At 65.8% G+C, this 13,219-nt stretch carries 11 protein-coding genes; 7 read left to right on the top strand and 4 right to left on the bottom strand.

The genetic code is table 11. The features are described from left to right. Positions 1-44 precede the first annotated feature (44 nt). The 4 genes from BN423_RS10040 to rpmH are packed head-to-tail and all read right to left on the bottom strand — an operon-like array spanning position 45 to position 1,552. Positions 45-815: a YidC/Oxa1 family membrane protein insertase gene (locus BN423_RS10040; RefSeq protein WP_019240117.1), complete on the bottom strand. Its 771-nt coding sequence runs from the start codon at positions 813-815 to the stop codon at positions 45-47. A 26-nt stretch (positions 816-841) separates the two neighbouring features. Then, positions 842-1,072 carry a membrane protein insertion efficiency factor YidD gene (gene yidD / locus BN423_RS11295; protein WP_071784279.1) on the bottom strand — a complete coding sequence of 77 codons (231 nt, stop codon included), beginning with the start codon at positions 1,070-1,072 and terminating at the stop codon, positions 842-844. After that, positions 1,065-1,397 (bottom strand): ribonuclease P protein component, encoded by a 333-nt coding sequence (rnpA, locus tag BN423_RS11290; protein ID WP_071784278.1) that lies wholly within the window; start codon positions 1,395-1,397, stop codon positions 1,065-1,067. Before rnpA ends, yidD begins: the two co-directional genes overlap by 8 nt. 20 nt (positions 1,398-1,417) lie before the next feature. After that, positions 1,418-1,552 (bottom strand): 50S ribosomal protein L34, encoded by a 135-nt coding sequence (rpmH, locus tag BN423_RS10030; protein ID WP_019240115.1) that lies wholly within the window; start codon positions 1,550-1,552, stop codon positions 1,418-1,420. Between the two features lie 322 nt (positions 1,553-1,874). Between rpmH and BN423_RS10025 the strand changes: the two genes are divergently transcribed. The 7 genes from BN423_RS10025 to gyrA all read left to right on the top strand — a co-directional run bounded on the left by BN423_RS10025 (position 1,875) and on the right by gyrA (position 13,197). Then, positions 1,875-3,233 carry an ATP-binding protein gene (locus BN423_RS10025; RefSeq protein WP_019240114.1) on the top strand — a complete coding sequence of 453 codons (1,359 nt, stop codon included), beginning with the start codon at positions 1,875-1,877 and terminating at the stop codon, positions 3,231-3,233. Between the two features lie 42 nt (positions 3,234-3,275). Continuing rightward, positions 3,276-4,964, top strand: coding sequence for a DnaA ATPase domain-containing protein (locus BN423_RS10020; protein WP_019240113.1), 1,689 nt, complete (start codon positions 3,276-3,278; stop codon positions 4,962-4,964). Between the two features lie 375 nt (positions 4,965-5,339). Beyond that, positions 5,340-6,446 (top strand): DNA polymerase III subunit beta, encoded by a 1,107-nt coding sequence (gene dnaN / locus BN423_RS10015; protein ID WP_019240112.1) that lies wholly within the window; start codon positions 5,340-5,342, stop codon positions 6,444-6,446. Between the two features lie 3 nt (positions 6,447-6,449). Continuing rightward, positions 6,450-7,583: a DNA replication/repair protein RecF gene (recF, locus tag BN423_RS10010; protein ID WP_019240111.1), complete on the top strand. Its 1,134-nt coding sequence runs from the start codon at positions 6,450-6,452 to the stop codon at positions 7,581-7,583. Beyond that, positions 7,570-8,139: a DciA family protein gene (locus BN423_RS10005; protein WP_019240110.1), complete on the top strand. Its 570-nt coding sequence runs from the start codon at positions 7,570-7,572 to the stop codon at positions 8,137-8,139. Before recF ends, BN423_RS10005 begins: the two co-directional genes overlap by 14 nt. Positions 8,140-8,265: 126 nt before the next feature. Further along, positions 8,266-10,287 (top strand): DNA topoisomerase (ATP-hydrolyzing) subunit B, encoded by a 2,022-nt coding sequence (gene gyrB / locus BN423_RS10000; RefSeq protein ID WP_019240109.1) that lies wholly within the window; start codon positions 8,266-8,268, stop codon positions 10,285-10,287. Positions 10,288-10,449: 162 nt separating this feature from the next. Next, entirely contained in the window at positions 10,450-13,197 is a 2,748-nt protein-coding gene (gene gyrA / locus BN423_RS09995; RefSeq protein WP_019240108.1) for a DNA gyrase subunit A, read from the top strand. The last annotated feature ends 22 nt before the right edge of the window (positions 13,198-13,219 follow it).

Raw genomic sequence — 13,219 nt, 5'->3', positions numbered from 1 at the left:
AGGTACCTAATTAAATATCAGACGCGAACAGGATTGCTCGGACGCTAGTTCTTCTTGTGCGGACGAGCCTTGCGCTCGCGACGCACGACGTCGACCTCGATGGGCGCGTTCGCCAGACGGGCCTCTTCCTCGGCCTTCGCCTTCTCCATCACGTGACGGGTCACGAACACCTGCTGGACGACCTGCCACAGCGTGGAGACATCGTAGTAGAGCAGCACGCCGGCGGGAAGGTTCCAGCCCATCCAGAGCATCATGAGCGACATCACGATGGACATGGTGCGCATGCTCGACGCCTGCGCGCCGGTCTGGTTGCGCGACTGGTAGAGCGTCGGGATGATCGTGAGCAGGGCGAACAGCACGAGCGAGATGAGGTACGGCAGGGCGGCCATGAAGCCCTGCGACCACATCGCGCCCGGGGTGGTCGTGAGGTTGGGCAGGATGTTGTAGAACGAGAACGTCTGACCCTCGAAATACGTGTCAAGACCGCGCAGAAGCGTGAAGAGCGCGATGAGGATGGGCATCTGGATGAGCAGGGGCAGGCAGCCGCCGAGCGGGTTGAACTTGTTCTCGGCGTAGAACTTCTGCATCTCCTCGGCCTGGCGCTGGGGATCGTCGGCGTAGCGCTCCTGGATCTCCATGAGCTTGGGCTGGAGCACCTGCATGCGCGCGGTCGACTTCGTCGACTTCAAGACGAGCGGCGTCAGGATGAGGCGCACGATGATCGTCAAGATGATGATCGAGAGACCCCAGTCCGTGGCGAAGCTCTGAATGAACTTCAGGATCTGGAAGAGAATGTTAACGATTGCATCCCACATGTAAGGTTTCCTCCGAATATCGAGCCTTACGGCACCGGATCGTATCCACCGTCGTGAAACGGATTGCACCGAACGATGCGCCTCACGGCGAGCCAGCAGCCACGAACGACGCCGTGCTTGCTGATGGCTTCGACCGCATATTGGGAGCACGTCGGCGTATAGATGCACGCCGGTGGGAGCAGCGGGGAGATGAAGCGTTGGTACACGCGGATCGGGGCGATGGCGCACCGGCGCGCGAACGAACCCAACCTACCCATCGCGCCGACCAGCCCGCTTCAGGAGACCCGCGAGCGCCTCGGCGAGCTCCTCGGGTCGCGCATCGCGCGTCTTGGGCGTAGCGAAGAGGATCAGATCCGTCCCGGGTACCGGGAGCGCGCAGGCGCGGGCAGCCTCGCGGAGCTTGCGCTTCGAGCGGTTGCGCACCACAGCGTTACCCAAGCGCTTAGCAGCAGCGAAGGCGACCCGCCCGGAGCCGCCTTCGCATTCGCCATCGCATATAACCATGCGCACCAACGGGTGGTTGACCCGCCGCCCATGCTTGAATACGCGCTCAAAATCCAATCGGGACTTGATGGTCCTCATACGCAGACGCGCGCCGGCAACTAGACGGTGAGACGCTTGCGACCCTTGGCGCGACGACGCGCGAGCACGGCACGACCACCCTTGGTCGCCATGCGGGAGCGGAAACCGTGGGTCTTGGCACGCTTACGCTTGTTGGGCTGGTATGTACGCTTCATTTCTATCCTCCTGTTGCTAACAAGCAAACGTATAAGGCTCGTGAGCTTCAAAATTGTAGGGAACTGGAGGGAGCTATGTCAATAAGCAGGTGAGATATAGTCGAAAACTCACCACACGAGGGAAACGGGCGCACGGCTTATGAACGCCGCAGAGCAAGTTTTCACCGTTTATTTCATTCCATTCCAGACTTTTCAACACGTTACGCACGGGTGTTGATAACTTTTCGTTAGATTTCTCAAGTTTTCAACATCTTTTGAAACCTTGTGGAAAGTTCGAAACGGAGCCGAGTTGCGGTACCATCGACGCGTGGAACTTTCCCACATGATACGCACCACCTATACGCAGCAGGGACGGCTCTTGATGGCGGATGATTTCTACCCCTTTGTCGACTCGGGCGACCCCGCGCCCGACAACAGGCACATCACGGGAGCGGCGGAGGAGGAGCTGCCCGGCGTGCGCGGCGCGGTAGATGCCGAAGCCGCAGCTCAGGCAGAGGGTGTCGAGAGCACCGTGTACGCGACGCGCATCTCTATATATGATGACCTGTTTTCCACGCCCCGCATCCTCGTCATCCAGCCGAGCGACCCGCGCACCTATCTCGAAGAGGTGACGAACACCGTCTACCGCTGCATGAAGGAGCAGGGCGGCTCGCTTCCCCTCATGATCATCCGCGAGCTTGTGGAAAACTTCATCCATGCCCATTTCACCGAACCGATCGTCTCCATCCTCGACGACGGCAACACGATACGCTTCGCCGACCTGGGACCGGGCATCACCGATAAGGAGCGCGCGTTCGAGTTCGGCGTGACCTCGGCCGACCGCTCCATGAAGCGCTACATCCGCGGGACGGGCGCCGGCCTGCCCATGGTGCAGCAGTACCTCGAGCACGCGGGCGGCGCGGTGTCCATCGAGGACAACCTCGGCTGCGGGACGGTCGTCACCGTGAGCGTCGACGCGGCGCGCGTGCGCGAGATCGAATCCCACGCCCGACGCGGCGCGGCGGTGCGCGGGCCGGCGTTCACATCGGAGGAGGCCGCGCTCGCTGCACGCGGGGGCGCGGCGCCGGTCGGAGCGGCGGTGCCGGGGATGACCCCGCAGCAGGCGGCTTTGGGCGCCGTGCCGGGGGCAGCCATGGGCGGCATGCCCGCGCAAGCAGAGGGCGCCGTCCCTGGAGCATATCCGAACACCATGCCCTACCAGCAGGTTCCCGGCTGGTATCCCTGGCAGGGGTACCCGGGTGCAGGGGAGGCACAGGCCGCGGCGGCGGGCGCGTACCCGAGTGTCGCCTTCACGGGCGCCGTGCCGGGGTACGCCCCGGCCTACGCCGGCATGCCCGCGCAGCCCGCCATGCAGGGCGCCCCGACCGCAGCCGGCTGGCCGGCCATGGGCATGACCCCGCAGGCGGTACCCGGCGCGCAGCAGGCTGTCGCGTCCGCGGCACCTGCCAGCGCGCAGCCGTTCGTCGACGAGCGCGGCGCGCAGGCGCTCACCTACATCGCGGACAACGGCCAGGGCGGACCCACGGACCTCGTGAACACCTTCGGCAGCTCGGCGCCCACCTGGTCGCGTGTCCTCGCCCAGTTGAGCTCGCTCGGCCTTGCCGAGAAGCACGGCCGGAAGTACACGCTTTCCGAACGGGGCGCCGCCTGGGTCGCCGACCATCGCGGCAACCCCCGCTAACCCCGCCGATCCGCCGCATGACAGCACGCACAGAGGAGTGACATGGACACCGAGGCGAAAATCATCCTGGACGACACCATCTCGTTCTGCGAGCGCGATGGCCGCGACGCGCGCCTGATCCAGATCCTCAAGCAGTCCCGCCCGCTTGAACTCACCGACACATCGCTCTCCATCGAGGCGCCCACGCGCTTCGCCTACGCCTACCTCATCAAGCAGCGCGACATCGTGGAGCGCTACCTCGAGGACATCGCCTTCATCCCGCTCACGCTCAGCATCACGGTGCCGGCCTCCATCACCGCGCCCACGGAGACCGAGCCGCAGCGCTCGACGGAGCGCGCCGCGAGCGACCATGCGCCCGCGGGCGCCACGCACGCGACGGCTACTGCCCACGAGCCCGCAGCCGAGCCGGCGCCGAGCCCCGCTTCCATCCCCATCCCCGCGCCGAGCTGGGATGGCGCGCCCGCGGGAGGCGAGGAGCGCGTGAAGGTGACGAACATCATCTCGCCCGACGAGCTCCAGCGGCTCACCGCAAGCGTCGGAGGCCACGAGGTCCCCCGGAAGGTGAAGGCCGAGCCCGTGCGCAAGGAGCCCGCGGCGAGCGGGCCCGCCGTGCCCATCAACTCGAAATTCACGTTCGACAACTTCGTCTACGGCGACGAGAACAAGCACGCCTACCAGTCCGCTGTGCGCTTCGCGCTGCTCGCCGACGAGCCCGGCATCTACACGTCGCTCTTCATCTACGGCAAGTCCGGCCTGGGCAAGACGCACCTGCTGCTCGCCATCGAGAACTACCTGAGCGAGCACAGCCCCGGCATCCGCGTGAAGTACGCGAACTCCCAGACCTACGTCGAGGACTACATCAACGAGCTCAGGGTCCAGAAGGCCAACGGCGGGCGCATCCTGCGCGAGTACCACGACGCCGACGTGCTCATCATCGATGATATCCAGAACATCATCGGCAAGACGCAGAGCATCGAGAACTTCTTCTCGCTCATGGACGAGTTCATCCGCAACAACAAGAAGATCGCCATCGCGAGCGACCGCGCGCCCAAGAACCTCGGCATGGACGAGCGCCTCACGAGCCGCTTCAACGCCGGCATGCTCTGCCTCGTGTCGGAGCCCGGCTTCGAGATGAAGTACGAGATCTTGAAGCGCTACTACGAGCACACGGTGCTGCCCGACGCCGAGGCGCGCGATGCCGCGGCGGGGCTCGACGCCTCGGGTTCCATCCTGAGCGCCCTGCGCACGGGCGGCGGCACGCTCACCGACGAGCAGCTCAAGCACATGGCCGAGGTGTCCGGCACGAACATCCGCGAGCTCGAGAGCTTCTGCGAGCGCTGCGCGGGCGCGTCCTACGAGTGCGAGCAGAAGGGCGAGACCCTCGAGGCCGAGGAGATCGACCGCATCGCCGACGAGTACTTCGACCGCGCGCACAAGCGCATCCAGATCTCCACGGTGCAGGCCGTGGTCGAGGAGTTCTACCACGTGAGCCACGAGGATCTGTGCGGGCAGAAGCGCCGCAAGGACATAACGCAGGCGCGCCACATCGCGATCTACCTCGCTTACGATATGTGCGACATGACGAACGTCGCCATCGGCGCGGAGTTCGACGGCCGCGACCACTCGACCGTGCACTACTCGATCAAGAAGATCGAGAAGCAGCTTGCCCACGACAACGCCCTGTGCAAGGAGCTCCAAGCGCTCCGCAACAAGATCATCCTGGCGTCATAAGCTGCCCGGGCTGAGGGACGTAAAATTACCCCAGGGGTTATTTTACATTGATGCTTTTCGAGGGCTTCCTCGTCCTACAGACAGGCAATGTAAAATAACCCCTGGGGTAATTTTACGTCCCCAACCAACCCATCGGGGCGGGGCGTTGAAAAGCTGTGGGAAAGTATGGGAAAGGGCGTGGGCGCGACGAGGACGCCGAGGGGAAAGCTTCGTGCACACCCGGTTCCCCGACGCCGCCAACCGGTTATCAACGAGCGGCTGTCGAGATATACGAACGCCCTGACCTGATAGAATGGTGGCTCTCAACACCATCAACGGCCTTATTATTACTGTAAGGATATATATATCTAAAGATATAAGAATAAGGAGCGGCCCATGAAGTTCACCGTAAGCCAGGACGCGCTGTCGAACGCGCTCGCCGTCGTGTCGAAGGGCGTCTCCGGAACCTCGACGCTCCCCATCCTCTCCTGCGTGCTCATCAAGGCCGGCGACGGCCTCATCGAGCTCCAGACGTCGAACTACACCACCTCGGTGCGCCACCGCATCGCCGCGCACGTCGAGGAGGAAGGCGAGCTCGTAGTGCCCTGCAAGCTCCTCACGAACATCGCCAAGACCCTGCCCGACGCGCCGGTGCACATCGAATCCGTCGACCGCCAGACGGTCGTGTCGTGCGAGAAGAGCACCTTCACGCTCGCCACGCTCGACCCGCGCGATTTCCCGGAGTTTCCCGCCTACGCCATCGAGGCCGGCGTGGAGCTGCCCACGGGCATCCTCTCCGAGATGGTCGGCCGCGTGTGGCGCGTGACGACGAAGGACACCGCCCGCCCGATCCTCGAGGGCGTGCACACCACGGTGGGGAACAACACGCTCACCCTCGCCGCCACGGACTCCATGCGCCTGGCCATGTGTGACACGAACGTCGAGACCTCCTCGCTCGAGGGCAACTTCGAGCTCAACATCCCCGCGACGGCCCTCAACGACGCGCTCTCCATCATGGCGTCCTCGCCGTCCATCTTCGTGGGCGTCTCGGGCAAGCAGATCGTGTTCGAGGCCGGCAACACCTGCTACGTGGCGAGCCGCCTCGAGGGCGAGTACCCCAACGTCCGCCAGCTCATCCCCCAGGACTGCGTCGTGCGGGCGAAGATCGACGTCGAGGCGTTCTCCGCGGCGTTCAAGCGCGTCGCCGTCATCGCGAAGCCCGACGGCCCGGTGCGCTTCACCATCGACGTCGATGCAGGCACGCTCACGCTCGCGGTCATCTCGGCCGACCAGGGCCGCGCGAGCGAGACCATCGATATCGAGGTGGAGGGCGAGAGCGGTACCATCGCCTTCAAGAACAGCTTCATCCACGACTGCCTCTCCGCGCTCGGGCACCAGGAGAAGGAGATCTCGCTCGAGCTGCAGAGCTACACGAAGATGGGCGTGTTCAAGTCGTACGACAAGGTGAACTACCTCTACCTCATCATGCCGATGTGGGTCTAGCGCATGGCGATCCTCGCGACGAACCTCATCGTCGAGAACTACCGCAACTTCCCCTCGTTCGAGCTTGAGCTCGACGAGCGCCTCACCATGCTCGTGGGGCGCAACGCGGTGGGGAAGACGAACCTCGTCGAGGCGCTCCAGCTGCTCACGGCGGGTCGGTCGTTCCGGCGCCCGTCGCCCGCCGAGCTCGTGCGCGAGGGCGCGACCGCGTGCTCGCTCGCGCTCAACCTCACGGGTGAGGGCCGCGTCATCGACCATGCCTGCCGGGTGGCCGAGGGCAAGCGCACGTTTATGCGGAACGGGAAGCGCTGCCGCGCCGCCGGGATGCGCGGCGTGGTGCCCTCGGTGCTCTTCTGCCCGGACGACCTCGATATGGTGAAGCGCGGGGCGAGCGTGCGGCGTGCAGCCCTCGACGGCTTCGGCGTGCAGCTCAACGAGAGCTACGCGCGGCTCGAGGGCGCCTACGAGCGCGTGGTGGAGCAGCGAAACGCCCTGCTCAAAGACGGCGCGCTCGCCCGCGACCTCATCGGCGCCTGGGACGAGGCGCTCATCGCGAACGGGGCGGCGCTCACGGTGCACCGCCTCGCGCTCCTCGCGCGCATCCGCGCCTACGTGCGCGCGTTCTACGCTGCCCTCGCCGGCGGCGAGGAGGCCGACGTCTCCTACGAGCCCACCTGGGATACGGAAGGCGCGGACGTGATCGCCGAGCTCTCCGCACCTGCCGACCGCACCTCCGCGATCGAGGAGGTGCGCGAGCGCATGGCCCGCGCGCTCGCGGCGCATGCGGACGAGGAGTTCCGCCGCGGCATCACCCTCGTAGGCCCGCACCGCGACGAGGTGCGGTTCAGCATCGCCGGCCGCGACGCGCGCACCTTCGCCTCGCAGGGGCAGCAGCGCAGCCTCGTGCTCGCGTGGAAGCTCGCCGAGGTGGCGGTGACGCGCGACATCCTGTCCCGCCCGCCGCTGCTGTTGCTCGACGACGTGATGAGCGAGCTCGACGCCGAGCGCCGGGCGGCCTTCATCGCGGGCATCGAGGACGGCGTGCAGACCGTCATCACGACGACGAACCTGGGGTATTTCGACGACGAGGCGCTCGCGCGCGCGAAGGTGGTGACGATCGGCCATGGCCAAGCGTAGAGGTCAGGACCGCGTGGGCGCGGCGTCATTCGCGAGCCTGGTGAGTGCCGAGCGCGCGCGCATCGTCTCCGGCGCAACCCCCGAGCAGCGGGAGCGCATGGCCGCGGCCGAGCGGGCGCGCGCGGTGTACCATGCGTGGAACACGGTGTGCGGCGGCACCCGCGAGGGCGAGCACGTGACGGGTCTGAAGTTCCTCCCCGACACGAACGAGCTCCTCGTCTACCTCGACGGCGCGTCGTGGACGCAGGAGATGACCATGTTGCGCGAGATCATCCGCGCCCGCATGGAGCGCGCGGGCGTGCGCATCGACGGCTTCGTGTTCCGCACCTCGCCGGAGGGGTACCGCGCCAAGCAGGCCCAGAAGCGCGTCGAGCACGTGGGTGCCCCGCGGCAGACGGCCCCCGTCCCGCACGAGGACCTCACGGCCGCCGAGGAGCGCGCGATCGACGCGGACGTGGCGCCCATCGGCGACGACCATCTCCGCAAAGCCCTCAAATCGGCGATTTCGGCCTCTATGGAGTGGAAAAAGGGTAGGGATGCCAAGAACGGGGCGTAAATCGAATCTGATAGCCTTGTAGAGGTATTCATTGGGGCGTATGAGAGCCCCCACATTCCGCTATCATAGATAAGATTGAACCTTGGCTGCGTGCGCGGGCGCACGGATGCGAAAGGAAGAGTACACGTGGCAAAAAAGCAGCAGTATGACGGCAGCGAGATCAAGATTCTCGAAGGCCTCCAGGCGGTGCGCAAGCGCCCCGGCATGTACATCGGCTCGACGAGCTCGAGCGGTCTGCACCACCTCGTGTGGGAGATCGTGGACAACTCCGTCGACGAGGCGATGGCGGGCTTCTGCACCAAGATCGAGGTGACCGTCCATCCGGACAACTCGGTCACGGTCGTCGACAACGGCCGCGGCATCCCGGTGGACAAGCATCCCGTGAAGAAGATCCCCACGCTCGAGGTCGTTATGACGATCCTTCACGCGGGCGGCAAGTTCGACAACAACGCCTACAAGGTCTCCGGCGGCCTGCACGGCGTGGGCGTGTCGGTGGTGAACGCGCTCTCGAAGAAGATGATCGTGCAGGTCAAGCGCGACGGCAAGATTCATGAGATGCAGTTCAGCCGCGGCGAGACCACGCAGAAGATGAAGACCGTGGGCACGGCGAAGAGCACGGGTACCACCACGACCTTCTGGCCGGACGACGAGATCTTCGAGACGACGGTTTTCGACTACGAGACGCTCCGCAACCGCCTGCAGGAGACGGCCTTCCTGAACAAGAACCTGAAGATCATCCTGCGCGACGAGCGCGAGCTCACGCCGCGCGTGGACGAGTTCTGCTACGAGGGCGGCATCATCGACTTCGTGAAGTTCCTGAACGAGGGCAAGGAGATCCCCGACGGCCTCAAGCGGCCCATCTACCTCTCGGGCAAGGGCGAGCCCGACGCGCCGCTCGAGAAGACGGGCGAGGTCGAGGTGGCCCTGCAGTGGAACACCTCGTACTCCGAGAACGTCATGAGCTTCGCGAACGACATCTACACCCCCGAGGGCGGCATGCACCTCGAGGGCTTCCGCACGGCGCTCACCCGCGTCATCAACGACTACGCGCGCAAGCAGAACATCCTGAAGGAGAAGGACTCCAACCTCACCGGCGACGACGTGCGCGAGGGCCTCGCTGCGGTCATCTCCGTCAAGCTTTCCGACCCGCAGTTCGAGGGCCAGACGAAGGCCAAGCTCGGCAGCTCGTTCATGCGCACGCTCGTGCTCAAGGTCGTGACCGACGGCCTCACGGACTACCTCGAGGAGCACCCCAAGGCCGCGCGCGAGATCGTGAAGAAGGCGCAGCAGGCATCCAAGGCGCGCACCGCCGCCCGCAAGGCGCGCGAGGCCACGCGCCGCAAGAGCCTGCTCGAGACCGCCAGCCTGCCCGGCAAGCTCGCCGACTGCTCCGTGCGCGACGCCGAGCTCACCGAGCTCTTCATCGTCGAGGGTGACTCCGCAGGCGGCTCGGCCAAGGACGGCCGCCGCCGCGACATCCAGGCGATTCTGCCCCTGCGCGGCAAGATCCTGAACGTCGAGCGCGTGGGCGACCACCGCGCGTTCTCGAGCGACACCATCCAGTCGCTCATTACCGCCATCGGCACCGGCGTGACGTCGAGCTCGGGCGAGGGCGGCGACTTCGACATCACGAAGGCGCGCTACCACAAGATCATCATCATGACGGATGCCGACGTCGACGGCGCGCACATCCGCATCCTGCTTCTCACGTTCTTCTACAAGTACATGCGGCCGCTCATCGACGCGGGGTACGTGTACGTGGCGTGCCCGCCCATCTTCGGCGTGAAGGTGCGCAATAAGATCCACTACGTCTACCCCAACGGCCGCCAGCCCGAGGAGGAGATTCTGCGCGAGACCATCGAGCGCCTTGGGCTCAACCCCGACGACGGCGACGAGGCCGAGGGCGGCAGGGTCACGAAGAAGCGCCGCGGCTACACCGTCCAGCGCTACAAGGGCCTGGGCGAGATGGATCCCAAGCAGCTCGCGTCGACCACCATGGATCCCAAGACGCGCATCCTGCAGCGCGTGACCATCGAGGACGCCGTGGCCGCCGACCGCGCCGTGCGCGAGCTCATGGGCAACCAGGTGGAGTACCGTCGCGAGTACATCGAGAAGCACGCGCACGACGCCCGCTTCCTCGACGCATAGCGATCCTGGTCTGACGGTCCGGCCGGAGGGGTTGGTTGGGGACGTGTTCCTTTCAACCCATCCCCCGACATGTTGGCCTCCAGATCCATCCCGTCACGGGATGGGTTGAAAGGAACACGTCCCCAACCAACCCCTGCAAGGAGGTAGTACGTGGCTGAAGATATGAACAACACCCCGGGTGCCGGCGAGGGCTCGGAGGGCTTGCCCGACGACCTGAAGCGCCTGCTCGCCCGCGCCGAAGCCGACGACGAGGGCGCCGACGTCTACGTCGAGGACGAGGACGCCGACGAGGAGGAGGTCGACGACGAGGAGCTCGAGGAGAGCTTCGGCGAGGTCGACCGCGGCGAGGCCGCCGGCGAGGACATCAACGGCGGGTCGCTCCAGATCTCGGAGTTCGGCCGCGAGATGCGCCAGAGCTTCATCGAGTACTCTATGTCCGTCATCACCGCCCGCGCCCTGCCGGACGTCCGCGACGGCCTGAAGCCGGTGCACCGCCGCATCCTCTACGCCATGAACGAGAGCGGCATCTATCCCAACCGTCCGCACAAGAAGTCGGCCTGGACGGTCGGCGAGGTCATCGGCAAGTACCACCCGCACGGCGACTTCGCGGTCTACGACACCATGGTGCGCCTCGCGCAGTGGTTCAGCATGCGCACCCCGCTCATCGACGGCCACGGTAACTTCGGCAACATCGACGGCGACGGCGCCGCGGCCATGCGCTACACTGAGAGCCGCCTCGCGCGCCCGGCCATGGAGCTCCTCCGCGATCTGCAGAAGGACACTGTGGACTGGCAGCCCAACTACGACGAGTCCCTCGCCGAGCCCCAGGTGTTGCCCGCGCGCTTCCCCAACCTGCTCGTGAACGGCTCGTCGGGCATCGCCGTCGGCATGGCCACGAACATCCCGCCGCACAACCTCGGCGAGGCCGTCGAGGCCACGTGCTACCTCATCGACCACCCCGACGCGACGGTCGACGAGCTCATGCAGATCATGCCCGGGCCGGACTTCCCCACGGGCGCGGTCATCATGGGCTCCGACGGCATCCGCCAGGCCTATGAGACCGGCCGCGGCTCCATCACCGTGCGCGCCAAGGCGCACGTGGAGTCCACCAAGACCGGCCGCAACCGCCTCGTCTTCACCGAGATCCCCTACCAGGTGAACAAGGGCACGCTCCAGGAGAAGATCGCCCAGCTCGTGAACGAGAAGCGCATCGAGGGCATCGCCGACATGCGCGATGAGTCCACGCAGAAAGGCATCCGCCTCGTCATCGAGCTCAAGAAGGGCGTCATCCCGCAGGTCGTCCTCAACAACCTCTACAAGTTCACCTCGCTGCAGACCACCTTCGGCGTGAACAACCTCGCGCTCGTGGGCGGCGTGCCCAAGTGCCTCTCGCTCACCGAGATGCTCCGCCACTACATCGACCACCAGGTCGACGTCGTGACCCGACGCACGCGCTTCGACCTCAAGAAGGCGCAGGCGCGCGCCCACATCCTCGAGGGCTACCTGCTCGCCCTCGACCACATCGACGAGGTCATCCACATCATCCGCTCCTCGCAGACCGACGCCGAGGCCAGCCAGCGCCTGATCGAGCGCTTCGGCTTCACGCCCGAGCAGACGAACGCCATCCTCGAGATGAAGCTCCGCCGCCTCACCGGCCTCGAGCGCGACAAGATCGAGGAGGAGCTCGCGGGCCTGCGCCGCGCCATCGCCTACTACGAGGACCTGCTCGCGCACGAGGAGAAGATCCTCGGCGTCATCAAGGACGAGATGCGCGAGATCTCGAAGAAGTACGCCGACAAGCGCCGCACCGAGATCGCCGCCGCCGAGCGCGACCTCGACGTCGAGGACCTCATCGCCGACGAGGACATGGTCGTCACCATCACCCACACCGGCTACGTCAAGCGCATCCCCGTGGCCGCGTACCGCTCGCAGAAGCGCGGCGGCAAGGGCGTCTCGGGCGTGAGCCTGAAGGAGGACGACGTCATCTCCGAGATGTTCATCGCGAGCACCCATGAGTACGTGCTCTTCTTCACGAACCGCGGCAAGGTGTACCGCCTGAAGGTGCACGAGCTGCCCATCGGCACGCGCCAGGCGCGCGGCACGGCCATCGTGAACCTGCTGCCCTTCGAGGAGGGCGAGAAGATCGCGAGCGTCATCTCCTGTCGCGAGTTCCCGGACGACGAGTACCTGCTGTTCGCCACGAAGAGCGGCATGGTGAAGAAGACCGTGATGAGCGCCTACGACCGCAGCCGCCGCGACGGCATCATCGCCATCAACCTCAAGTCCGGCGACGCCCTGCTCGACGTGCGCCGCGTGCGCGAGGGCGACCGCATCATCATGGCCACGACGGCTGGCAAGGCCATCGTGTTCGAGGAGGAGCAGGTGCGCGCGACCGGCCGCGATACGAGCGGCGTGCGCGGCATCACCCTCAAGGACGACGCCGAGGTCCTGGGCATGGAGATCTCGAACGGCAAGGGCGACCTCTTCGTCATCACCGAGCGCGGCTACGGCAAGCGCACGCCGGTGGCGGACTACCCGCTGCAGAACCGCGGCGGCCAGGGCGTCTACACCATTCAGATGACGCCGCGCAAGGGCAAGCTCGCCGCTATGAAGACGGTGGGGCCGCAGCACGAGCTCTTCATCATCACGGAGGGCGCGACGGTCATCCGCGTCAAGACGAGCGAGATCTCGCAGACCGGCCGCGCGACCCAGGGCGTGAAGATGATGAATGTCGCTGACGGCGACCGCGTGACCGCCGTGGCGCGCATGACGAGCGCGAAGAAGAAGCCGAAGACCCCGGCCGACGAGCACCAGGGCACGCTTCCGCTCGGAGACATCGCGAGCAACGAGGACGAGCGCGTGGACATCGGCGCATCCGATGAGGCGCTCGAGGACCTGATGGACGAGTAACCATCACGACGCGAGGGGGCTT

The organism is Enorma timonensis, from assembly GCF_000321165.1.
GTDB lineage: Bacteria > Actinomycetota > Coriobacteriia > Coriobacteriales > Coriobacteriaceae > Enorma.
This window is presented reverse-complemented; position numbering and strand designations above follow the sequence as displayed.